Origin of the sequence: Blautia sp. TM10-2, from assembly GCF_003480845.1 — a bacterium.
Taxonomy (GTDB): Bacteria; Bacillota; Clostridia; order Lachnospirales; family Lachnospiraceae; genus Fusicatenibacter; species Fusicatenibacter saccharivorans.
Genome location: NZ_QUJZ01000004.1, coordinates 40547 through 64885, shown reverse-complemented (window position 1 = coordinate 64885; position 24339 = coordinate 40547). Strand labels below are relative to the sequence as shown.

The 24339-nt window shown below is 48.8% G+C and carries 23 protein-coding genes; 3 read left to right on the top strand and 20 right to left on the bottom strand.

Annotation, left to right across the window (positions count from 1 at the left end):
* Positions 1-20: 20 nt before the first annotated feature.
* The 9 genes from DXD92_RS04965 to DXD92_RS04925 form a co-directional block, all read right to left on the bottom strand.
* Entirely contained in the window at positions 21-815 is a 795-nt protein-coding gene (locus tag DXD92_RS04965; protein WP_118640218.1) for an RnfABCDGE type electron transport complex subunit B, read from the bottom strand.
* A gap of 13 nt (positions 816-828) precedes the next feature.
* On the bottom strand, positions 829-1404 hold the full coding sequence (rsxA, locus tag DXD92_RS04960) for an electron transport complex subunit RsxA (protein ID WP_022461368.1): 576 nt from the start codon (positions 1402-1404) through the stop codon (positions 829-831).
* Positions 1401-2105 (bottom strand): electron transport complex subunit RsxE, encoded by a 705-nt coding sequence (gene rsxE / locus DXD92_RS04955; protein WP_022461369.1) that lies wholly within the window; start codon positions 2103-2105, stop codon positions 1401-1403. The genes rsxA and rsxE overlap by 4 nt, the downstream gene beginning before the upstream one ends.
* On the bottom strand, positions 2102-2740 hold the full coding sequence (locus tag DXD92_RS04950) for an FMN-binding protein (protein ID WP_118640217.1): 639 nt from the start codon (positions 2738-2740) through the stop codon (positions 2102-2104). Before DXD92_RS04950 ends, rsxE begins: the two co-directional genes overlap by 4 nt.
* On the bottom strand, positions 2737-3693 hold the full coding sequence (locus tag DXD92_RS04945; RefSeq protein WP_117804362.1) for an RnfABCDGE type electron transport complex subunit D: 957 nt from the start codon (positions 3691-3693) through the stop codon (positions 2737-2739). The genes DXD92_RS04950 and DXD92_RS04945 overlap by 4 nt, the downstream gene beginning before the upstream one ends.
* Positions 3694-3706: 13 nt before the next feature.
* Positions 3707-5035, bottom strand: a complete 1329-nt coding sequence (gene rsxC, locus DXD92_RS04940; RefSeq protein WP_118640216.1) for an electron transport complex subunit RsxC — start codon at positions 5033-5035, stop codon at positions 3707-3709.
* A gap of 106 nt (positions 5036-5141) precedes the next feature.
* Entirely contained in the window at positions 5142-5879 is a 738-nt protein-coding gene (gene truA / locus DXD92_RS04935; protein WP_118640262.1) for a tRNA pseudouridine(38-40) synthase TruA, read from the bottom strand.
* A gap of 29 nt (positions 5880-5908) precedes the next feature.
* Entirely contained in the window at positions 5909-7348 is a 1440-nt protein-coding gene (locus DXD92_RS04930) for an ATP-binding protein (protein WP_118640215.1), read from the bottom strand.
* A gap of 87 nt (positions 7349-7435) precedes the next feature.
* Complete coding sequence (locus DXD92_RS04925; RefSeq protein WP_118640214.1) at positions 7436-8908, bottom strand: vWA domain-containing protein; 1473 nt, start codon at positions 8906-8908, stop codon at positions 7436-7438.
* Between the two features lie 327 nt (positions 8909-9235).
* Between DXD92_RS04925 and DXD92_RS19285 the strand changes: the two genes are divergently transcribed.
* The gene (locus DXD92_RS19285; protein WP_330427570.1) at positions 9236-9775 is read left to right on the top strand and encodes an FKBP-type peptidyl-prolyl cis-trans isomerase; all 540 of its coding nucleotides are present in this window, start codon (positions 9236-9238) and stop codon (positions 9773-9775) included.
* Positions 9776-9894: 119 nt separating this feature from the next.
* On the opposite strand, the gene DXD92_RS04915 is transcribed toward DXD92_RS19285, so the two are convergent.
* The 9 genes from DXD92_RS04915 to DXD92_RS04875 form a co-directional block, all read right to left on the bottom strand.
* Positions 9895-11895 (bottom strand): ABC transporter permease, encoded by a 2001-nt coding sequence (locus DXD92_RS04915; RefSeq protein ID WP_118640212.1) that lies wholly within the window; start codon positions 11893-11895, stop codon positions 9895-9897.
* The gene (locus DXD92_RS04910; protein WP_055219485.1) at positions 11888-12655 is read right to left on the bottom strand and encodes an ABC transporter ATP-binding protein; all 768 of its coding nucleotides are present in this window, start codon (positions 12653-12655) and stop codon (positions 11888-11890) included. Before DXD92_RS04910 ends, DXD92_RS04915 begins: the two co-directional genes overlap by 8 nt.
* A 146-nt stretch (positions 12656-12801) precedes the next feature.
* A complete protein-coding gene (locus DXD92_RS04905; RefSeq protein ID WP_243104842.1) occupies positions 12802-13821 on the bottom strand; it encodes a sensor histidine kinase in 1020 nt (339 codons plus the stop codon).
* A gap of 24 nt (positions 13822-13845) precedes the next feature.
* Positions 13846-14517, bottom strand: coding sequence for a response regulator transcription factor (locus DXD92_RS04900; RefSeq protein WP_118640211.1), 672 nt, complete (start codon positions 14515-14517; stop codon positions 13846-13848).
* Positions 14518-14652: 135 nt separating this feature from the next.
* Positions 14653-15174, bottom strand: a complete 522-nt coding sequence (locus DXD92_RS04895) for a nitroreductase family protein (protein ID WP_117804356.1) — start codon at positions 15172-15174, stop codon at positions 14653-14655.
* Between the two features lie 78 nt (positions 15175-15252).
* The gene (locus DXD92_RS04890) at positions 15253-15429 is read right to left on the bottom strand and encodes a DUF6472 family protein (protein WP_226906373.1); all 177 of its coding nucleotides are present in this window, start codon (positions 15427-15429) and stop codon (positions 15253-15255) included.
* Positions 15430-15544: 115 nt separating this feature from the next.
* The gene (locus DXD92_RS04885) at positions 15545-16747 is read right to left on the bottom strand and encodes a class I SAM-dependent rRNA methyltransferase (protein ID WP_118640210.1); all 1203 of its coding nucleotides are present in this window, start codon (positions 16745-16747) and stop codon (positions 15545-15547) included.
* Between the two features lie 136 nt (positions 16748-16883).
* Positions 16884-17771: a radical SAM protein gene (locus DXD92_RS04880; RefSeq protein WP_118600587.1), complete on the bottom strand. Its 888-nt coding sequence runs from the start codon at positions 17769-17771 to the stop codon at positions 16884-16886.
* Between the two features lie 110 nt (positions 17772-17881).
* Complete coding sequence (locus DXD92_RS04875) at positions 17882-18757, bottom strand: methionyl aminopeptidase (protein ID WP_022461385.1); 876 nt, start codon at positions 18755-18757, stop codon at positions 17882-17884.
* A gap of 371 nt (positions 18758-19128) precedes the next feature.
* Here DXD92_RS04875 and DXD92_RS04870 point away from each other — a divergent pair, with 371 nt between their 5' ends.
* Together DXD92_RS04870 and DXD92_RS04865 are read left to right on the top strand one after the other, a co-directional pair.
* Complete coding sequence (locus tag DXD92_RS04870) at positions 19129-19557, top strand: hypothetical protein (protein WP_022461386.1); 429 nt, start codon at positions 19129-19131, stop codon at positions 19555-19557.
* A gap of 284 nt (positions 19558-19841) precedes the next feature.
* On the top strand, positions 19842-21605 hold the full coding sequence (locus tag DXD92_RS04865; protein WP_118640209.1) for a Na/Pi cotransporter family protein: 1764 nt from the start codon (positions 19842-19844) through the stop codon (positions 21603-21605).
* Between the two features lie 221 nt (positions 21606-21826).
* Here DXD92_RS04865 and glgD read toward each other — a convergent pair whose 3' ends face one another.
* Together glgD and DXD92_RS04855 are read right to left on the bottom strand one after the other, a co-directional pair.
* On the bottom strand, positions 21827-22969 hold the full coding sequence (gene glgD, locus DXD92_RS04860) for a glucose-1-phosphate adenylyltransferase subunit GlgD (RefSeq protein WP_055227642.1): 1143 nt from the start codon (positions 22967-22969) through the stop codon (positions 21827-21829).
* Positions 22963-24171 (bottom strand): glucose-1-phosphate adenylyltransferase, encoded by a 1209-nt coding sequence (locus tag DXD92_RS04855; protein ID WP_117509275.1) that lies wholly within the window; start codon positions 24169-24171, stop codon positions 22963-22965. The genes glgD and DXD92_RS04855 overlap by 7 nt, the downstream gene beginning before the upstream one ends.
* Positions 24172-24339 lie beyond the last annotated feature (168 nt).

Genomic DNA, 24339 nt, shown 5'->3' with positions numbered 1-24339 from the left:
CAGCATGGAATTTCTCATTTTTATTTTTCTACCATAATACACTTCCGCGGGCAGTTCTCCGCGCAGAGGCCGCAGCCCGTACATTTTGCCGGGTCGATCTCCGCGCGCTGGTCCACAACGTGAATTGCATCCGACGGGCAGTTCTTCTCGCACTTCTTACATCCGATACAGCCGATCTCACACGCTGCCATCACCGCCTTGCCCTTCTCGGTTGAGCGGCATTTCACCGTGATCTTCTGCTCATACGGAATCAGGTCGATCAGATTTCTCGGACAGGCCTTCACGCAGGCACCGCATGCCTTGCACGCTTCGCCGTCCACAACGGCAATGCCGTTTTCAATATGGATCGCATCAAACTTACATGCCTTCACGCAGTTTCCAAAACCAAGACATCCGTTTCCGCAGCTCTTCGGACCGCCGCCCGGTACAAAACCAGCGTAGGAGCAGTCCCTTGCACCCGTGTATTCATACTTGTTCTTTGCCACATCACACGTACCGGCGCACCGTACCACTGCTTTTCTGCGCTCCTGTGCTCCGGCTTCCTGTCCCATAATGGCACCGATCGCTGCCGCAACCGGCGCTCCGCCGACTGGACAGACCGAAATCGGGGCTTCACCCTTTACCACTGCAGCCGCCGCTCCGTCACAGCCCGGGTAACCGCAGCCGCCGCAGTTGTTGCCCGGCAGCGCTTCACGGACCTTCGTCTCGCGCTCGTCCACTTCCACATAAAACTTCTTTCCGGCAATTCCAAGGAGAATACCAATCAAAAGGCCGGTTCCACCCACCATCAGGGTGGCTGCTAAAATACCATTCATCTCTTCATCCCTCCTAGATCATTCCGGAAAATCCCATAAATGCCATTGACATCAGCATAGCCGTAAGAAGAACGATCGGCATTCCTTTGAATGACTCCGGGATATCGTTGTACTCCATCTTTTCCCGCAGGCCGGCCATCAGCACCATGGCAATTGTAAAGCCGATTGCGGTTGCCAGACCGTAAACCGTACCCTGCAGAATCGTGTAATCCTTCTGTACGTTGATGAGTGCCACACCGAGTACCGCGCAGTTTGTTGTAATCAGCGGAAGGTAAACGCCGAGCGCTCGGTACAGAGACGGAATCGTCTTTTTCAGGAACATCTCAACGAGCTGTACCAGCGCCGCGATGACAAGAATGAAAACGATCGTTTTCAGATAATCAAGTTCTGCCGGTGCCAGGATAAATTTGTAAATCAGACTTGTCACAAATGAAGAAATCGTGAGGACAAAAATAACCGCTCCGCCCATGCCGGCCGCCGTATCCATCTTTTTGGAAACACCGAGGAAAGCACAGATGCCGAGGAACTGGCTTAAGACAACGTTATTGACCAGCGCCGCACCGATCGCAATTAAAATCAGTTCTTTCATTTCGCTTCCTCCTTTCCTTTCACAGCCTGGCAGTATGCCTTATTGGCGCATGCCATACAGCCGGTCTCTTCTGCCGGGACTGCCGGTTTTCCGGTTTTCTCTGACTTCTGGCGTTTGATGCGGTTCTGCACCGCAACGAGCATTGCCAGCACAAGGAATGCACCCGGCGCCATGATGAAGATGTTGACCGGCTCGTAAGCACTCGGCATTACCTGGATACCGAACAGGGTTCCGGCTCCGATCAGCTCACGAAACATACCGATCAGGGTCAGGCCGACGGTAAATCCAAGGCCCATGCCGATACCATCAAATAAAGACGGGATCGGACCATGTTTTCCAGCATATGCCTCGGCGCGTCCCAGGATGATACAGTTTACAACGATCAGCGGGATGTAGATGCCAAGGGCGGAATAGAGTGCCGGAATAAAACCTTCCATCAAAAATTCCACGATGGTTACAAACGATGCCACAACAACGATGTATGCTGGCATACGCACGCCGTCCGGGATGATTTTCCGAAGCAGGGAAATCATCAGGTTGGAGGCGGTCAGGATGACCATCGTCGCAAGGCCCATGCCGATACCGTTCTTTGCAGAAGTGGTAACCGCAAGCGTCGGACACATACCCAGCATCATGACGAAGGTCGGGTTTTCTTTTATGATACCATTATAAAGCCGTTCCAGCGGCGTATCTTTTCTCATGAGTTCCCTCCCTCTCCGGAAAGCAGACCGGATTCGTTGCAGTAGTTAAAACAGCAGATTCCTGCATTGACACCGTTTGTTACAGCGTTCGTTGTCAGAGTTGCTCCGCTCAGCGCATCGATTTCATCATCCGCGGATGCGCCGGATTTTGTGTAGGAGAATGCTTCTACGTTTTTATCCTTGAACTGATTCTTGAAATCGTCTGTGTCGGCACGCATACCAAGGCCGGCCGTCTCGGAAAGTGACAGGAAAGAGATTCCTTTTGTCGTTCCGTCCGATGCAATTCCCATCGAGAACTGCATGCCGCCGCCATAGCCTTCGGTTGTGGAGATGATCTCAACCAGGCCGATCGTCGCGCCGGATGCGTCTTTTGCAAGCAGCAGTTCGTCAATCGTCTGTGCTTCAAAACCGTGGCCGATCAGTGCTGCCGTAAGCTCTGCCTGTTGTGCATCGCTCATTGTTACTTCTTCAAAGGAAGCTGCCTCCGGGAATACGTTCTGACAGGATTCCTGTTTTTCTTTTTCCTGCTGTTTCTGGATCGGCTCTAAGGTTACCTGGTGGGCCGCACCGAGAAGCAGGCCGGCAATCAGCGTAATCGCCGCAAGAATCAGTGCGTTTTTTATAATTTTGTTCATGCTTTTTTCTTGCCTCCTCTTCCGAATCCAACCGGCACGGTCACGCGCTCAATGAGCGGAACCAGAAGGTTGGTAAAGATGATGGCATAGGAAACGCCCTCTGCCGAATTTCCAAAGATACGGAATACGCCAGTCAGAAGTCCTAAAATGACCGCGTAGATATACTGTCCCTTCTTTGTGATCGGGCGGGTAACGTAATCGGTTGCCATGAACCATGCGCCGAGCATCAGACCACCGCCAAAAAGATGCGCGCCAAGGAAGTTGATATCAAAACCGTGGCCGCCGAAAATCAGGGCAAATAAAAGCTCTGTTCCGATGTAGATGAGCGGAATATTGAGGTCAATCACATGAATGCAGACAAGGAAAATGCCGCCAATCAGAAGGGCCAGTGCGGAAGTCTCACCGATCGTTCCGGCCGTATTCCCAAGGAACATGGACAGCAGATTCACCTGCTCTCCTGCTTTTGCTGCGGCGAGCGGTGTCGCACCGGATACAGTATCCACGAGGTGTGCGGCTGCCGGGGCAGCGAAGTTTGTCATATGACCCGGGAAGGAAATCAAAAGGAAACATCTTCCTGCAAGCGCCGGGTTCATGATGTTCTGGCCAAGACCGCCGAAAAGCTGTTTTACAACGAGAATTGCAAACACACCACCGATCACCGGCATCCAAAGAGGTGCCTGCACCGGCATGTTCATGGCCAGCAGAAGACCAGTTACCAGTGCACTGCCGTCGGCAATCGTCACCGGTTTCTTCATTCCTTTTTCATACAGATATTCCGTCAGGGGACAGACTGCCATCGAAATCACAATCAAAAGCAGTGCCCGAAGGCCGAAATTCCAGATTCCCACGCAGGCTGCCGGGGCAAGGGCAAGCAGGACGGCAAACATGATTTTGTCTGTCGTCACCTTGGACCGCGCGTGTGGGGAAGATGATACGTGTAATAATCCATTCATATGTAAGATCCCCCTATTTCTTCTTTCTCTTTGCCAGAAGCACTTTACGCATCGAGCTGATTTCCTGCGTCAGCGGACGTCTTGCCGGGCAGATAAAGGAACAACAGCCACATTCACAGCACTCCATTCCGCCATATTTCAGGAACTTCTCTTCCTCACCGTGCTCCGCAAAAACAGAAAGGCGGGCCGGAAGAATCTGACCCGGACAGACGGAAACACAGCGTCCGCAGTTGATGCAGGCAGATGGTGCCAGCGCAGATACTTCATCCTCCGTAAGGCAGGTCAGTGCAGATGTTGTCTTAGTAACAGGAACATCCATTGTAAACATGGCTCTTCCCATCATCGGGCCGCCGCAGATGATCTTAACCGCCTCGTTTTTCAGACCGCCTGCCTGCTCTAAAAGTTCGGACAAGAGCATGCCGACCGGCACTTCAAAGTTGCACGGATTCTGTACAGCATCTCCCGTCACGGTAACGATACGGCTCATCAGCGGTTCGCCGAAGCGGACTGCCTGGTAAATAGCAGTCACGGTATCGATGTTATCCACGATACAGCCCGCGTCCGCCGGCAGCATGGAAGAATTTACCTTTCGTCCTGTTGCTGCATAGATCAGCATACGCTCGGCACCCTGCGGGTATTTCGTTTTGAGCTCCAGAACCTCAATGTTGTCCTCCGGAAGTACCAGCTCACGGAATTTTGTGATACAGTCCGGTTTGTTGTCCTCAATGCAGATGATTCCCTTTGCTTTCGGGAACATATGCAGCATGATTTTTAAGCCTCCGATCACCTTTTCCGGCTCTTCGAGCATTCTGCGATAGTCGCTCGTCAGATACGGCTCACACTCTGCTCCATTGACGAGAATGTGGTCAATCGCTGACGGATCTTTCGGGGATACTTTGACGTGTGTCGGGAAGCCTGCACCTCCCATTCCCACGATTCCGGCCTCTTTGATCTTGTTCCGGATCGTATCTGCGTCGAGTTTTTCCCAATGAGGGCACTCCTCAAATGCTTCTTTTTCATACAGCCCGTCGTTCTCCACAACGATACAGTCTACCGGGGAACCGGCTGCGGAAACTTTTTTCTCAATTCCTTTTACCGTGCCGGAAACCGATGCGTAAACAGGAGCCGAAACAAATCCTCCCGCTTCTGCGATTTTCTGTCCCGCTTTTACATAGTCGCCTTTTTGTACGATCGGCACAGCAGGCGCTCCGATGTGCTGTGACACTGCGTAATACAATAAGTTGCCCGGCTGCGCTTTGACAATCGGTTTGTCCTTGGAGAGCTCTTTTCCCTCGTACGGGTGAACGCCGCCATGAAAAGTATTTCTTTTCTTCTGAAACATGCTTTTCACCTCATCCTTTCTCTTTTCTATGCTGCATTTATCAATTCACAGCCTTTTTTCGGTTTTTTATGCAAAAAAGGCTGGTGCATTGCCCTGATTATTTCGGTTATTCATATCGGACTTCTTTTAACAGGAGTCCGCATGCCGGTGCAAGAAAACCCGCACTTTCGCGGTTTTTTGCTTTGAGAAGCTCCGTCATTGATGCGATATCCCGTTTTCCCATCCCGGCCTCCACAAGTGTTCCGGTCAGGATCCGCACCATGTGGTACAGAAAACCGGTTCCGGTATAGGAAATGATAAGAATCCCGTCTTTCTCGCAGAAATCAATTCCGGTAATCGTCCGTACTGTCGATTTTTTCATACGTTTGTTGGCACATAAGCTTCTGAAATCATACGTTCCGATAAACGCTTTCGATGCTTCTTTCATTTTTTCCACATCGAGCGGTGCTTCCGGAAAATACACGTATTTCCGCTCGAAAACATGCTTTCTGCCATCGATCACGATACGGTATTCGTATGTTTTGTCCACCGCATTCAGACGGCTGTGGAAGCGCTCCGGCATCCGCGCGAGGCTGGTAACTTCGATGTCTTCCGGCAGATAATGGTTGATTGTCTGCAGAAGTTCTTCATCGGATAGATCCGTATGGAACTTTGCATTTGCGACCTGTCCCGCCGCATGGACGCCGGCATCGGTTCTGCCCGCGCCGTGGATCTCCACCGGCTCTCCTGCGATCCTGGACAACAGCGTTTCGAGCTTGCCCTGAATCGTGTTGTCCGTATTTCCCTGCTTCTGCCAGCCGTTATAGCGCGTGCCATCGTACTGCAGGATCATTTTATAATTCATCTTTTTCTCCTTTCCAAAGTGGCCGCTTATCATTCGGCATCCATGCTTTTCTCAATCAAAAAGCTCCGTAACGCTGGACTTCGCGCCAGATTTGCTTCAAACAGCACCACTTCTGCCCCGCCCGGAAAGCTGTTCTGTAAAAATTCAGCGGCACGGCGGATCTGCAGTTTCACATCCTTTACTTCCTTCTCCACTTTTTCCTGTTCCAGTTCACATACCGTTTCAAAAAGCTCTTTCATCTGATCTGAATCGGTTTTGCGACATTTTTTAGCGGTCTCCTCGAGTTTTTTTAACTTTTTCAAGACCCGCGCATTCGTTTCTTCCTCGCCCTTTTTCAGCAGTCCCTGCTGTTTGCACACTGCAAATCCCTGCTCTTTCTGTTGTAGCCAGGATGCGTATGTCTCATCTTTTTTCTGCCTGCAAAGCCCGGTAAACTGGCGAAAGCACTCGGAGAGCTCCTTTGCCGTGTGCTCCTGCTTCTGGCAGCCGGATGCCTCTTTCTGAAGTGCCGCATGAAACAAAGACAGCAGTACAGATCGCTCTTCTGCGGAACCATTTGCCGCCATCTTCTGTTTTTCTGCCATGATTTTTCCGGAAAATGCACCGGTCAGAATCTCCTCTACACCGTAATCCTGTCCATATTTTTCGTAAATCCTGTAGTACGAGCTGAATTCCTCCGTCGTCTTTTCTTCCTGCAAATATTGTCCGATCAGTGCTTCGTCGACCGGAAAATGCAGGATTTCATAACTTTTCAGCACTGCCGACAAATCCTCCCAGCCGCGTGCTGTCACAAAACGCTTCTCATCCGCTTCCTGCGAAACAGAATAAAAATGGTCACTGTGTGCCATAAGGTACGTTGTCACGGCGCTGTGGATCTGATTTTTCTCTGCATAGGAAAGCCACACGGAAAGCTCGGGAAGCACCTCGATCTTCCGCACACGGTCAAGCGTTGCCACATCAAATTCCCGCACAGATTTATTATATTCCGGCGGATTTCCGGCGGCCACAATCAGCCAGTCATCCGGGATGTGCTGATTGCCGAATTTTTTGTCCTGCAAAAGCTGCAGCATTACCGGAGCGAGGGTCTCGGAGACGCAGTTAATTTCATCGAGAAAGAGGATACCCCGCTTCTTTCCGGTCTGCTCCATGCAGTCATAGATCGAGGCGATGATCTCGCTCATCGTGTATTCCGTTGTATGTACCGTTTTCCCTTCGATTTCACGTTTGCAGATCTCCGGAAGGCCCATGGCACTCTGACGCGTATGGTGTGTCATCGTGTAGGCGACAAGCCCCACACCGCACTCTTCTGCGATCTGCTCCATAATTGCCGTTTTTCCGATGCCCGGCGGGCCGATCAGGAGAATGGGACGCTGCTGCCGGAGCGGAACCAGTGGAAAACCAATTTCATCTCTTGCAAAGTATGCGCGCAGGGCTGTTTCAATTGTCTCTTTTGCTTCTTGTATGTTCATATCTTCTCTCTTATCTTATGCGCTCTTTATGTACTCTCGAAATCTTTCTGTGTTTGATTTTGCGAGATGCTTTTTTGTCAGTTTTGTTCAAAGAGTACATTCTTCTGTCAGCAGTTTTTTTGCCCATTTGGGGACAAGATTCATTTTTTCGGTCTGTCTGACAAAGACGAATGCCGTCTCGTAATCGGGCTTTTGTTCGGGATAAATTCCGTCTCCGTCGGTAAAATAGATCAACGCTTTTAAGTTTCGGAATACGTGCTGTTCCCGCAACTCTTCCACTTTCTGAAAGACAGGACGGAAATCGGTTCCGCCTCGGCCCTTGATCGTGACTGCTTCGCGGTATGCTTCCCATTCTTTCGGGGAATGAATCATCGTGACATCCTGCACAAAGCTGTCGCACTGGATCAGGCAGACGTTCCAGCTGGAAAAGAAGTTTTCTTTTTCTTCAAGAATGCTGCGCGTCTCACCAAGGAACTTTGCTACAATTTCTTTTTTGCACGAACCGGATGTGTCGATCGCGATAACCAGCTCTTCGAGACGGTTTCCCTCGCGCGTCTCCGGCGGCTCGATGAAAGGGAAATTTCCGTAATACATAAGCCCATAATGGTAAGCGACTGGATCGAAGCTGTCGAGATCCAGTTCCATCTCCTCGCGGGTGACGGTAAAGCGTTTCAGGAAGCGGCGGTAATCGTACGCTCTTTTTTCGATCCCGGACAGGGTTTCTTTTTTTCCACCACGGTTCTGGCCTCGCCGCAGGCCGCCGGTGCCGTAGTTTTCCGCCAACTTGCGGGAAGCACGTTTCCAGACTGATTGAAAAGACTCGATAAGTTCCGGCTCTTTTCCCGGCACCAGCCATGAAACCGGAGACTGTTTTTCTTTTTCCGGCATCAGCCATGAAACCGGGGGCTGTTCTTTTTTTTCCGGCTCCGGTATTTCTTTCCCAAACCGGCGGATGCATTCCAGCAGCAGGTGCTGATAGCCTTCCTTGAGGAACGATGAATTTTCGGCACACATGCGGAGTACAAAATCGGAGTTAAAATATATCGTATGACCGTCGGATGTGATGGCTTTTGTCCTGTCGGATGGCTGATGCTGAAAGAAAAGAATCGCTTCACCAAGTTCCGGGTACAGCCAGCAGAGGTTTTTGCGGGCTTCTTCGAAAAGCCGGAGCGCCAGCGCTTCTTTTTCTTTTGTGGGCTTTTCTTTTTGAATCGCAGCTTCTGTTTTTCTGCTTTCCGTATTCTCCTGCATCGGATCCTGTGAGCTCCGGTTCAGGAGAATGCGGAAGGCCTGCCATTTCTGCTGGTCGGCAGCAAGGTCGAGAAAACGTTTTCGGTCTGCATCGGACAGCCATCCGGTCTGCAGAATACGTTCCAGCTTTGAAAAATCATCCTCACGAATCAGCATTTCGACAGCGGAACGGATGCGTTTCCGCAGGTATGCGGTATATGCGGCTCGCTGTTCTTCCGGAAGATCCTGCGATTCACAAAAGCCGGAAAGTGCAGCCCGGAGGCGCTGCTGTTCGGATGTCGTCGTTCTGAAACTACTCCAGTCATCCATTTTATTCACTCCCTTACTCGCCGCGTTTTCTCACTTGCACTCAATCTTACGCTGCCGCGTAAGCGACATTCGTCGTTCGCCAACTGAAAATAAATTTTCGTTTGACTCACTTGCACTCAATCTTACGCTGCCGCGTAAGCGACATTCGTCGTTCGTCAAATGAAAATAAATTTTCATTTGACTCACTTGCACTCATTATATCGTCATTTTTGAGCATTGACAATGTTGGATCGTGTTATTTTTTTCACACTTTTACCATATTTTTATGATATACTTGATATTATAAAATACGATTGCAGTCGTAAAAGCGCAAAGGAGATCCTTTTTATGAACAAAGAAAACAGAAAAGCTGCCAAGGAACGGCGTGCCAAAGAGCGGGAGCACGAAGCGAAAGTAGCGCATTACAAAAAGATCTGGAACTGGGCCGGACCGGCTCTGATTATCGTTGTGATCGTCGGCCTTATTATCGCCAGCGTACTCGATTCCAAACGACTCTCTGTCAAAAGTGCCTCGGAGGATACCTCCACAGCCTCATCGGCCGCATCCGCCTCATCAGCCTCCACTTCGGCTTCTGCCTCTTTGCAGACCGACACTTCCCTTACCATCGAGGACGGTGATACCGTCAATATCGACTATGTCGGCTCCATTGACGGCGTGGAATTCCAGGGAGGAAACACAAAAGGAAACGGCGCTGATCTTGTGATCGGCTCCCACACTTACATCGATGACTTTGAAGAACAGCTCATCGGCCATCACCCGGGCGACAGCGTAGATGTAACCGTCACTTTCCCGGAAGACTATGGAAAAGACGAACTCAACGGAAAGGAAGCTCTTTTCAAAGTTACCGTCAACGGCATTTATAAATAGAACAAACAAAAAAGACATCCCCCGCAGATTTTCCGTCTGCGCCGGATGTCTTTTTCTTATTATTTTTTTGTTAAGTTTTTTTCAAAGACGCTTCGATGTATTAAAAAAAGTACATCTTCTTATTCCACAATTTTGTAATACGCCCGCGCCGTCAGCACATAGACGATCAGGTAAACCACGGCAAACGCCGCAATCGTAATTGCTGTTGCAGCCAGAAACAGATTGCTGTCCGGGAAATTCAGCATTGCCATGATACGCCTGGTCAATGGAAACGCTATCATTGTATGCACCACGGCCACCGCGAGCGGCATGAAAAAGACCGTTACCACCTGTGACTGAATCGTCTGACGGATTTCTTTGCGGCTCATGCCGACCTTCTGCATAAGCTGGAACCTTTTTCGGTCATCGAAGCCTTCTGAAACCTGCTTGTAATAGATAATCATAACGGCACCCATCAAAAACAGCGCACCAACGAAAACACCTAAAAACAGAAGTGAACCATACAGACTGTAAACCGTATTGCGCTCTTTTTCGCGCACTTCCACCCATCCGTTAAAAGATGACTCCGTCAGTATCGTCTCAATCTCATCTCCAACTGTGATCTGTTCGCCGGCATCCCCGATAAGATCCAGAGCATATTCCCAACTGTATCCTTCTGGCTCCTCTCCCTGCACAGCTGCATACGCTTCCTTTGCTTCCTTGTTCCGCGTCACCACCGTCATTGTCTCATACACCTGCGTCTTCTCATCCAGAATGTACGATTTCTTATCGGTATTCCATTTTTTTACTTCATACGTCTGATTTCCCAGTTCAATCGTGTCATATCCATAATTTTTCTGTTTTTCCTGAAAAACCAGAGCCTGCCCTGGTTCCAGCTCTACCTGTTCGCCGGTTATCTGATTGTACTCCGACTCTTCCATGATTTTTATCAGTGTGCTCGCCGCAGCATCATCTGACTGTGTTTTTTCTACTTTGTTTCTATCTACAGCAGCAAGCATAACATAGTATCTCTGATCACTTTCATACTTTTTTCTGAGCTGCTTTTCTTCCAGATGCTGATCAATCCCAGTTTTCACTTCCTCTATCATCTTCTGACTGACCGGTTCCACCGTCTTCATAATGCCGCTCACGCCAGTATTTGCTTCGATCGAAATCTGATGTGGAAACCGCGTATAGGTAACCTCCTCAATTCCCGTCCACAGACATGTGCTGATGGAGATAACCAGAAGCACACCCGTTGACAGAATACAGATATTCGCAAGACCGACCGCATTTTGCTTCATGCGGTACAGCATACCTGAAATGCTTGTAAAATGGCGTGTCTGGTAATAGTAATTCTTATTTTTCTTCAGAATTTTCAAAAATGCAATACTTCCAGCAGAAAACAGGCAGTACGTTCCCACCATAACCAAAGCGATTGCATTAAAAAACTTATCAAGTGCGTCCATCGAGGACTGGCAGGTCAGAGCCAGATAATAACCAACACCAAGCAGCATGAATCCAAGAACCGCCGTCAAAAGCTTCGTTTTCGGTTCCCGCTCACCCTGCGCGCCGCCGTGCAGCAGTTCGACCGGCTGTGAGACGTGGATCTGGCGAAGGCTTAAGAGAAAATTGATCACAAAAGTCAGGCCGAACAGCAGCATCGTACTTCCCACGGCTTTTGCACTGAACGCAAAACCAATTGTTCCGTTCAGTCCGGTCAGCTTCATCAGCACCAGAAACAGCAGGCGGTACAGCAACACACCGAGCAGAATACCGATTCCAAGCGATGCCGCCCACAGATACAGACTCTCAAAAAAGAGGATCTTCGCCAGATGCTTTTTCTCCATGCCGAGAATCTGGAACAGACCGAACTCTTTTTTTCTTCTTTTTGCCAGAAAACTGTTGCTGTAGATCAGAAAAATCACCGCGAACAGGCCAATGATATAGGTTCCCATCCCCATCACTGTCAGGATCGTATCTTTTCCGATCATGGGTTCAAAGCCACTTCCCTGCGCCAGTGTATCCATGATAAAAAACATCACCACCGTGCCGATGCATGACAGCAGATACGGAAGAATATTCTGACGGTTTTTGCTCAAATTTGTTTTTGCCAGTCTGGCATACAGCAGATTATTCATCCCGTTCACCACCCGTCGCAAGAATTGTCAGCGTATCGGAGATCTTCTGATACATTTCATCGCGCCCTAAAGAACCGCGATACAGCTGGTGGAAGACCTCGCCATCCTTGATGAACAGCACACGCTTCGCCGAGCAGGCCGCCTTCACACTGTGCGTTACCATAACAATCGTCTGGCCCTCCTCGTTGATCTCCCCGAACAGTTTCATGAGGCCATCCGCTGCATGGGAATCGAGCGCGCCGGAAGGCTCATCCGCAAGAACCAGCTCCGGATTGGTAATCAGCGCACGCGCAACGGCTGCACGCTGCTTCTGTCCGCCGGACACCTCATATGGGTATTTATTGAGGATCTGGGTGATGCCGAGTTTTTTCGCAATCGGCTCTGCCCGAAGACTCATCTCCTCGTATTTTTTTCCTTCCAGCACGAGCGGCAGATAAATGTTGTCACGCAGGGAAAAGGTATCGAGCAGGTTGAAGTCCTGGAACACGAAACCTAAGTTTTCGCGGCGGAATCCGGCAATCTCCTTCTCTTTTAATTCGCCGAGATTTTTTCCATTTAACCGCACCTGTCCGCCGGTTGGCTTGTCGAGTGCCGCGAGCAGGTTCAGAAGCGTCGTTTTTCCGCTTCCCGATTCGCCCATGATTGCAACAAATTCGCCCCGTTCCACTGTAAAATTAACGTCTTTCAACGCTTCCACCCGGTTGCTGCCAAGGCGCGTGGTATATGTTTTTTTCAGATGTTCTACTTCCAGAATTGCCATGTCACATTTTCCTTTCTGTCTGAACTGTTTTTTTAATTGACAAGGCTTATTATACCCGTCCGCGCTCTCTTCTGCCTTAGGATCATCTTACAAAAAGACCGGCAACCTTACATTTCTGTAAGATTCCCGGCGAAGCTCTCTATGTACTACAGGGATACGGTATCCAGCCCAAGATACACCTTTGTTCCCGCTCCCATCTCCGACTCGATGCGGATGGTATGCGAAAGTTTCTCCATGATCTGGCGGCACAGATACAGTCCGATGCCCGTTGACCGCTTGTCTGCGCGGCCGTTGCAGCCCGTGTAGCCTTTTTCGAAAATCCGCGGCAGATCCTCCGGCGCAATGCCGATGCCGGTGTCCTCAATCACCAGCGTTTTTGGTGCATCCGGTAACAGATAGATGTGAATGCTGCCACTTTTCGTGTATTTCAGCGCATTTGACAGAATCTGCTCCAGCACAAAAACGAGCCATTTTTCATCTGTCAGCACCTCGCAGTGCACCGGCTCGTAGGAAAGGATAATTTTCCGGCGGATAAAAAGCGGAGCATATTTCCGCACAGCCTGGCGGATCAGCGCATCCAAATCGCACCTTGCAAAGACAAGATCCGATGTCATTTTTTCCATGCGCAGGTACTGCAGCGCCATCTGCACATACTGCTCCGTCTGGAAAAGTTCGCTCTGCATTTCACGCGAAAGCGGCGTATCCTCCTCCTGCAGAAGCAGCCGCATTGCCGCAATCGGCGTTTTGATCTGATGGGTCCACATCGTGTAATACTCCATCATATCGCGGTATTTCTGCTCCATCTTAATCTGTTCTTCCTGAAACTGCCGCTCGTAGGATGCGATGATCTGCTGGTAATCCCGCGCCAGAAGCCCGTCCGCCTCCGGAAGCGCTTCTGTTTTGCCCTGCGGTTCGGCGGCAAGGAGTGCTAAGACCAGATGATGTTTCCGGTACTTCCCATAATGAAAGCAAAAACCTGCGGCTCCGACAGCAGCCATCAGCACGATCATATAAACGGTGACATCCTGCGGCACATTGCGCAGAAAACAGAGGAGTGAAAATACTCCTATAAAAGCGGCAATCCGCACGGCCGATGCAAGATGCTCTTTCAAATACCAGTTAAGAAGCATAAACTCCTGCCGGATTCCCTCCTTCTGTTGTTCCATCCTTTTTCTCCTGTTCTGCTTCCGTCATGCGATCAGGTAGCCAACACCCTTTTTCGTCTGGATAAAGTCTGTAAGTCCTGCCTCCTCCAGTTTTTTCCGCAGGCGCGTGACGTTGACGGTCAGCGTGTTGTCATCTATAAAGCTGTCCGACTCCCACAGATGCATCATCAGCATATCGCGGCTGACGGCTTTTCCTTTATTTTCGAGAAGGGACTGCAGAATGCGCCACTCATTTTTTGTCAGCTCAATCCGCTTTCCCCGGTAATTCAGCACACCACTTCCCGTATCGAGCATGGCACCACGGTGCTCGAGGAAATTCGTTTCTCCGGCAAATTCGTAGGTACGGCGGAGCATCGCCTGGACTTTGGCGGTCAGGACACTTAAATCAAACGGCTTCGCGATAAAGTCATCGCCACCCATATTAACGGCCATAATGATGTTCATGTTGTCCGATGCAGAAGAAAGAAAAATTACCGGCACTTTCGAGACTTTTCGAATCTCCTTGCACCAGTGAAATCCGTTAAAAAAGGGAAGATGAATGTCCATCAGCACTAATTGCGGATTTTTCACGGCAAATTCGGCGAGAACGCCGGAAAAATCCTGTACGCAGAACGCATCCATGCCCCAGGAAACCAGGCTCTGCTGCACGGCGCGGGCGATGACTTCATCATCTTCTACAATCATAATTCGATACATGGCTGTTCCTCTGTTGTCTCTAGCAAAGCGGATATTCGCAATCCGCTTCGCTACTTGCTTGATTCGGTTAAAAATATGGACTCCGGGCGGGTGTTTTCAACGCACAGCCGCTCCCGGAGCCGTTTTCGCAGATGATTATACTCTTACAATATAATCTGATTTTCTTTCTTTTGCCTCTGGGTACTCACAGTCGCGATAGCCGAGGATGCAGTGGCCGATTCCAACATAATTTTCGGAAAGTCCCCACTCTTTTAAGAGGGCTTTTCCCTCCGGGCTCGCGAACTCTTCTTTTGCACGATGGATCCAGCAGGAATCCACACCAACGGCATGTGCTGCCAGCATCAGATTTCCCATGACAAGAGAGCCGTCCTCCACATAAGTTCCGCGCTCCGGGTCAGCAAGCACGATCAGAACGGTCGGTGCGCCGTAGAACGGATCGGATGTTGTACCCATAACAGCCGCATTCATTCTCGAAAGCTTTGCAATCAGCTCCGGTTTCTGTACCACAACAATCACCGGCGACTGTTTTCCCATGCCGGTTGCCGCATACGTTCCGGCCTCCAGAATTGCATCGAGCTGCTCATCGGTAATCTGCTCCGCTTTGTATTTGCGGATGCTTCTTCTTGTTTTGATTGCATTTAATACTTCGTTGTTCATGGTAAAAATCCTCCTGTTCTTTTATATATGTATTTTATCGCAAACGCCGCAGCTTTGTATACCGGACGCATTGCCTGCCTACATCTGTTTCCGCACAATCCGATACTCGTCGCCGAGCTGGTAGTACGGACAGTTGTAAAATTTATCCTGCAGAAAACGTGCCATCTCATCCTCATCGAGATCCACCTCGCAGGTGTAGCACTCATAATCCTCATCATACACAAAATTACCGCACGACTCACAGCTTGTGGCCATCTGGCGGGAGTGCTTTTTCTTTTGTGCATGGGGTGTTGGTTCTATCATATGGCAATTCCTCCCATTTCTTACACTTTGCTTTTCCGTTTCGGCGCTTCCGGCAGAGGAAGAATTTCTATTTTTCATCCACAACCTGGAAGCTATAAAACTTCAGGTAATAGGACTCATCCGCCGCCCACAGAATTGGGTGATCCGGGGCCTGAGTGCGGTATTCTACCTGACGAAGGCGTTTGTGGACGTTGTGAGCCGCCTGGTTGATGGTTTTCGTGAAGAGTTCGTAGTCCATAAAGTGGGAACACGAACAGGTGCACAGATAGCCGCCGTCTTTGACCAGTTTCATGCCGCGCAGATTGATTTCACGATATCCCTTGATTGCGTTTTTGATAGAGTTTCTTGATTTTGTGAAGGCCGGCGGGTCAAGGATAACGACGTCGAATTTTTCTCCCTCTTTTTCAAGACGCGGCAACAGTTCAAAGACATCCTCGCACACGAAAGATGCTACGTTTTCCAGACCATTTAAGGCTGCGTTTTTCCGTGCCTGCTCTACACCGAGCTCTGATGCATCAACGCCGATAACTTCCTTTGCTCCTGCATATGCCGCATTCAGTGCAAACGACCCGGTATGGGTAAAGCAGTCGAGCACTCTCGCGTCCTTGCAGAGCTTCTGCACAGCCAGACGGTTGTATTTCTGATCCAGGAAGAAACCAGTTTTCTGGCCGTCCTTGACATCGACGAGATAGTGGACACCATTCTCGATGATTTCCACGCTGGTGTCAAACGGCTCGGAGAGAAATCCTTTCACACGCTCCATGCCCTCCTGCTCACGCACTTTTGCATCGCTTCGCTCAAACACGCCGCGGATCTTAACCCCGTCAGCTGCCAGAACCTCCTCCAACAGGCGGATGATCGTCATTTTCATTTTGTCGATACCAAGTGCCAGCGACTGAACGACCAGCACATCGGAGAATTTATCCACTACGAGTCCCGGCAGGAAGTCCGCCTCGCCAAAGATCAGGCGGCAGCTTGATGTGTCTGTCACTTTTTTGCGGTATTCCCAGGCATCCTGCACTCTTTTTCTCAAAAATGCTTCATCGATTTCCTGGTCGATATTTCTTGTCATCATACGGATGCGGATTTTGGAATGCTCGTTGATGAAACCTCGTCCCATCGGGTATCCGTCGAAGTCACGCACCAGTACGATATCTCCGTTTTCATATGCTCCTAAAATCGAAGCGATCTCATTATCAAAAATCCAGGCTCCGCCCTGCTTTAAGGCGCGGCCCTCTCCTTTTTTCAGTGTTACAACTGCGTTGCTCAAAAGTTTTTCCTCCTTAAAACAATATAGTTAGTCATATCTAATCATAGACAAATGTGTTTTGCTTGCATTCACAAAACCGCGCTTCCAGCGCTTTTTGCTGCTGCGTAGCTCCTTTTTGCACGAGTGAACTATAACGTCAGATTCCTCTTCCATCAAACTCCGGAATGAAACTCTCCTCAGCCACCGGGCCTTCCTGTAAAAAGGCGTTGGTGACGCCGAGGGAAAACGTATAGTCCAGCAGACGCTCATACTCCCGCTTTGTCGTTTTCCGGTTCAGCGGACTTATGTTTTCCACCTGCGGAAGCGGCGTGTACTGGCTCATGAGGCTCAGCCAGACGGTATCGCCGTACGTCTCATAGACGTATTTTACCACAGCTTTTGCATTTTTTACAGCACCGGGCAGCAATAAATGGCGCACAATCACACCTTTTTTCATCAGACCATTCTCATCGAATACAGCCCTGCCCGTCTGACGCACCATTTCCGCCAGCGCCCGTTTTGCTGTTTCCGGGTAATCTTCTGCCCGCGAGTACGCTTTTGCAAGCGAGGGAACCATATATTTAAAATCCGTCAGGTAAATATCGATCAGCCCATCAAGGGCCTGCAGGGCTTCCACGCTCTCATACCCACCGCAGTTATAGACAATCGGTACGGTAAGTCCCTTCTCTTTCGCCAGAAGAAGTGCTTCCCGGATCTGCAGCACGTAGTGGCTCGGCGTCACGAGATTGATGTTATTCGCATTCTGTGCCTGCAGCTCCAGAAAAATATCCGAAAGCCGCCCGATCGAAATCACTTTTCCGCTCTCCATCTCCGCAATATGATGGTTCTGACAGTAAACACACCGCAGATTACACCCGGAAAAGAAAACCGTCCCTGACCCCGTCGTCCCGGAAATACACGGCTCCTCCCAGAAATGCAGCGCCGCCCGCGCCGCCGCAACCCCGGAGGGCGCCTTACAATATCCCGTCTTTCCATGCTCCCGGTCCGCTCCGCACTTCCGCGGACAGACCCGGCACCGGCTCATCTCCTATTCCAAATCCTGCATCGTATTTCTCCCTTTTCTCTTTAGAAAAAAGCCGTGTCTCCGGAAAATAGTTCTTCCACAGACACAGCTTTCATATTTCTATGCGTCAATTAATATGCCAGAATTTCATATCCATCTTCTGTTACCGCAACCGTAACCTCCCACTGGGCTGACGGTGCGCCGTCCTCAGTGTAGACAGTCCAGTCGTTGTCGGAGTCGATGAAGATTTCATCGGTTCCGAGATTGATCATAGGCTCAATGGTGAATACCATGCCCGGTACGAGCAGCATTCCGGTATCTCGTCTTGTGACATAGCTGACGAACGGATCCTCGTGGAACTCCAGACCGACGCCATGGCCACCGATGTCACGGACAACTTTATAGCCCTGACTCTGGGCAAATTCATTGATCACCGCGCCGACATTGCCAAGCCGGTTAAACGGACGTACTTCGGAGAGTCCAAGCTGTACGGCTTTTAACGTATCTTCCACCAGCTTCTTTGAAACATCGTCTACCTCACCGATGCAAAACATACGGGAAGAGTCGGAAAAATATCCCTTATAAATAGTAGAAACATCGACGTTGATGATGTCTCCGTCCTGCAGAATTTCCTCCTCATTCGGAATTCCATGGCATACCGCATCGTTGATGGAAGTACACACACTCTTCGGAAATCCTTCATAATTCAGCGGTGCTGCAATTCCGCCGAGTTCTTTTGTCTTTTCTGCGACCAGACGGTCGATGTCTTCCGTACTCATGCCTGCATGAATGTTTTCGGCCACATAATCCAGAACTGCAATATTGACAAGACCGCTTTCACGAATTCCATCGATCTGATCAGGTCTTTTGATAATTTTCTTCGGCGGAATTTTCCATCCCTTTAATTTATAAGAATTGATTTTCTCATCCAGCGCCAGATGGCAGTCTTTGTACTTCTTCCCGCTGCCGCACCAGCAGGGATCATTTCTTCCAATTTTTTTCAGCATAATGTTCTATCCTCTTTCTGAACGCGGAACGACAGATCCGATTTTCTGTCTCCCGCTGAAATTCATATAACTCCTCTACTACTTTACCACACTCCGGCAAAACTGCAAGCAAAAGTTCCCAAATGAATAACTCTCTCAAAAGAGACCATCTGCCCAGATGACAGATCCCGTTTCTCCCAGAATCCCAATCGCCGACTCCGGCCCGTAATGCACCATATCTTTTGTGGTCAGCAAATGCCAGCCTCCTTTCCTGTCGCTGCCGAAATATGGATTCCAGGTAAAATTACAATTCAAATCAGGTATATTTGCCCCGATTTCCGGCAATACTTTTTCATGAAACCACCAAAGAAAGTAAGAAAGGAAGATGCACGATGAGTGGAGATGCAGAGCTTTTAAACTTTATTTACCAGAACTCCCAGATGGGTGTCGACACGATCCGGCAGCTCATTGGAGTCGTTGAGGACAAAGACTTAAAAGAACATCTGAAAACCCAGTTTCAGGGCTATGAGGAATTTCATCAAGCGGCAAAGGAGCTGCTGAATGAACACGGCTACGATGAAAAAGGCCTTGGCATAATGGAAAAAGCACGCACGTATTTTATGATAAACCTGCAGACTATGACGGATCCGTCCGTCTCACACATTGCCAGCATGCTGATTACCGGAAGCAGCATGGGCATCGTCGAGGCAATCCAGAAGTACCGCCAGTATGAGGACGCGGATCCCAAAATCCGGGATCTGATGGATAAGCTGCGAAAATTTGAAGAATACAACATGGAAAAGTTAAAAGATTTCTTATGAAAATCATATTCAGCCAAACTACCCGCATCTGCAGACACGCTCTAGTAGCAGCTTCTTTTAGATGCAAAGGAATCGAGAAACGATCCGGTACCGGCACAAAACAGTGCCGCACCGGATTTTGAGTTGTTTTGACCGTTTTACAAACTTTACATACATTTAACACAAAACTGTTTTTAGATGTGTTATCTTCTAAATGTAGGTTTTTTCTCGAGTAAGACCTGCAAAACGTGTATCTATTGTTAAAACCACGAAAAGAAAAAGAAAATTACGTAAAGGGAGAAATTATGGACATTTTTGGAGTGTTATCCTTTGTCGGTGGCCTTGCCATGTTCTTATACGGCATGAGTGCCATGGGCGATGGCCTGACCAAACTTTCCGGCGGTAAACTGGAATACCTGCTGGAAAAGCTGACCTCAAAGCGGATTATGGCAGTTCTTTTAGGTGCCGGTGTTACCGCAGTTATCCAGTCCTCTTCTGCAACTACTGTTATGGTTGTCGGATTCGTAAACTCCGGCATCATGAAGCTGAACCAGGCAGTCGGCATCATCATGGGCGCCAACATCGGTACCACCATCACTTCCTGGATCTTAAGTCTTACCGGCATTCAGGGCGACAATGTATTCATTAAAATGCTGAACCCGTCGTCCTTTTCCCCCATTCTTGCAATCATCGGCGTTTTTATGCTGATGCTGGCAAAGAGCGATAAAAAGAAAAATGTCGGTACTCTGTTAACCGGTTTTTCCATTCTGATGTTTGGTATGCACACCATGAGCAGCGCTGTATCACCGCTCGCAGATGTACCGGAATTCACGGGACTTCTCGTAAAATTCTCAATTCCGGTGCTCGGTGTTCTTGCCGGAACCATTCTGACCGCCGCGATCCAGAGTTCCTCTGCTTCTGTCGGTATTCTTCAGGCACTCTGCGCAACCGGTTCCGTCAGCTACGCCGTAGCGATCCCGATCATCATGGGACAGAATATCGGTACATGTATCACCGCATTGCTCTCCTCCATCGGTACAAGCCGCAATGCACGCCGTACCGCAATGGTTCACCTTTATTTTAATATCATCGGTACTGTTCTTTTCCTGGTTCTCTTCTATGGAATCAATGCCTTTGTACATTTTCCATTCCTGGAAACCTCGGCAAATGCAGCCGGCATCGCAATCGTTCACTCCGGCTTCAATATTTTCGCAACACTGATCCTGTTCCCGTTTGCAGACGGACTGGTCAAACTTGCGAAACTGACCATTCCGGACGGACCGGAAGAAAAAGCAGACGAAGCTGTTCAGATGCTCGATACCCGTTTCCTCGACAGCCCGGCTTTTGCTCTGCAGCAGTGTAAAGTTGCAGCCGCAAAAATGGCAGAACTGACCGAAACCGGTCTTGTTACTTCTGTTGACCTGATGGCCTCCTACAACGAGGCGGATGCGGAAAATGTAGATATTCTTGAGAAAAAGGTGGATCATTTTGAAGATGCCCTCGGCACATATCTGGTGAAGCTTTCCAGTGAAAAGCTTTCCCCGAAGGACAGCCAGACACTTTCCATGATCCTGCACTGCATCGGCGATTTCGAACGAATTTCCGATCACACCGTCAACATCATGAAAGCTGCAAGAGAAATGCATGACAAGAACCTGCAGTTCTCCGCTGACGGAGCCGCAGAGCTTGCTGTTTATGGAAAAGCAGTCAAAGATATTGTCAGCCTGACCTTCTCCGTTTTCAATAATGAAGATGTGAAAAAAGCAAATGAAGTGGAACCGCTCGAGCAGGTGATTGACAGCCTGAATTCCAGACTGAAGAATCACCACATCGAACGGCTCCAGAGTGGAAAATGCACGATCGAGCTTGGTTTTATCCTTTCCGATGTGATGACCGACTTCGAACGGATTTCCGACCACTGCTCCAACATTGCCGTCTGCGTCAGCCAGATCCACAGCGGATCGTTTGATACACACGAATATCTGCATGCGCTGAAGAAAGAAGAAGAGTTTGAGTCAGAGTACAAAGAACTGAAAAAACAGTATCAGCTGCCAACGCTGAAAGCCTAAAAACAGACTGTACTGTAACCATAAGCTGTACAACCGGGAATTTTTATGGTAAGAATCTTCCCTTCCTTAGGCTGTCACTGTTTTGTTTTATTACCATATCACAGATGCATTACTCAATCTACTATTTTTCTCTGAATTTTTCCAAAAAATACCGACTGCCCATCAATATTGATATATTCTACATTGGCAGTCGGTATTTCTATTTCATTCTATTCTTTTCTTTATACCACCTGATCCTTCGCAATAAATACCGGGAAGGAATCGGTTCCTTTGAGCTGTTTTCCCTCAGATACCGTAACGTATTTATCAGAAACAACGTACTCAATCTCAGCGCCTGCTTCAATCACGGTATCCTGCATCAGGATGCAGTTCTTTACTTTTGCTCCCTTGGCTACCTTGACACCACGGAACAAAATGCTGTTTTCGATTTCGCCTTCGATCACACAGCCGTCTGCTACCATCACGTTTTTCGCTTTTGATCCGTTGATATAACGGGTCGGATTGTCATCGCGGACTTTAGTATAGATCGGGTTTCCCAAGAAGAGGCTATCCAGATTTTCATCTTTTAAAAGCTTCATGTTCTCATCGAAATAGCTCTTCATATCATCAATTCTTGCCTGATAGCCGGTAAACTCATATCCCTGAATGTTCAGCTTCTCAGTTTGGGGTGCCAGGACATCACGCTCAAAGAATTTATTTCCAAGGACAAAGCCTTTTTTGATTTCGTCGATCAGAAGCTGACGCTCCATCACGTAGATATTCATCGATACATTCTGTACTCCGTTTTCCTCCGAGTTTACAAAGATCTTGCTGATCTTCTGTCCTGCCATGGAGAAGGTGTAGTGCAGATAATTGGTTTTCTCGTAAGAGCTTCTGACGCCTTCCGGAATCGGCTGCTTGGTATAAGCTGCAGTAACATCTGCGCCGCTTTCGATATGCTGATTCAGCATCTCTTTGAAATCAAAATTGCAGGCAATGTTGGTGTCCGCCATAACAACATATTTTTCTTTCTGCCATTTCAGGAAATCGAGAACATTTGCCAGTGCTTCCACTCTTCCGGAATACACCTGAATTTTCTTCTCGGAATAAGGCGGAACAATGTTTAAGCCGCCTTTTTTTCTGGCGAGATCCCACTCACGTCCGGAGCCGAGATGATCCATCAGCGAATGGTAATTTTTGCGGACGATAATGGATACATTTCCGATTCCGCAGTTTACCATGCTGGATAAAATAAAGTCCACCATGCGGTAACGGCTGGCAAAAGGAATGGAGGCCATCAGACGCTCGTTTACCAGATCCGGTACCTGCTCATCATAACTGTTTGGGAAAATGATGCCCAGTGCATCTGCATTTGCGTTTACCATTCTTCTTCACCATCCTTTACATTTGCATTTACCATTGCATTTGGTCCTACTTTGGCACGCTCACCGATATGGATTCCGGATCCGATGGTGGCAACACCTTTTTCACCGTCATGCGGCATTTCTCCTACCACGGCATTCTGGCCAATCACAACGTTTTCCGCAACGATACAGTGTTTCACGACTGCTCCGGATTCGATCACGGTTCCTCCCATGATAACGGCATCTTCTACTTCTGCGCCCTCTGCAACCTTTACACCGGAGAACAGAATCGAATGTTTGACATGACCTGCAATACGGCAGCCATCGGTGATCATACAGTTTTCCACAACAGCGGTTTCGGTGATCTTATGGCCTGTTTTTCCGCTGTTTCGGCTGTAAATCTTCCAGTTATTGTCAAACAGGTTGATTCCGCTGTGTTCCGGATCGAGGATTTCCATATTTGCCTCCCACAAAGAGGAGATGGTTCCTACATCTTTCCAGTATCCGCTGAAATGATAAGCGTACATATTGCGTCCGTCTTTTAAAAGATTCGGGATGATGTTGTTTCCGAAATCGTTCGAAGAATTCGGGTCTGCCTCGTCCTCAATCAGATATTTTTTCAGGATATCCCAGTTGAAAATGTAGATACCCATGGATGCCAGATTGGATTTCGGCTGTTTTGGTTTTTCCTGGAACTCGGTGATTTTGTCATTTTCATCTGCTACCATAAGTCCGAAACGGGATGCCTCCTCCCACGGCACTTCCATAACCGCAACGCTGAATTCTGCGCCCTTTTCCTTATGGAAGCGGAGGAAATCGCTGTAGTCCTGTTTGCAGATCTGGTCTCCGGAAAGGATGATGACGTACTCCGGATCGTAGCTCTCGATGAATGGAATGTTCTGGTAGATGGCATTTGCAGTTCCTTTATACCAGTCAGAACCTGAGGCTTTCTGATAAGGAGGCAGCACGTGAACACCTCCATGGAGGCGGTCCAGATCCCACGGCTGGCCGTTTCCTATGTACTCATTTAACACCATTGGCTGATACTGTGTCAGAATACCTACGGTATCAATTCCGGAATTTACGCAGTTAGAAAGTGGGAAATCGATGATTCTATATTTTCCGCCAAATGGAACTGCCGGTTTTGCAAGCTTCTCGGTCAGCGCATAAAGGCGAGATCCCTGACCTCCGGCAAGAAGCATTGCTATCATTTCTTTTGCCATAATCTATCCCCCTGTTTTAATAGATGCATTCATTATAACACACTATTTGCTCTATGGACAATCTTTTTGTGCATTTTTCACTATTTTTTATTTTTTTACCGATTTTATTCTGTATTTTTCTCCAGTTTTACAGTTCTTTCGTGAGCTTTTTACATTTTATGCCACCAA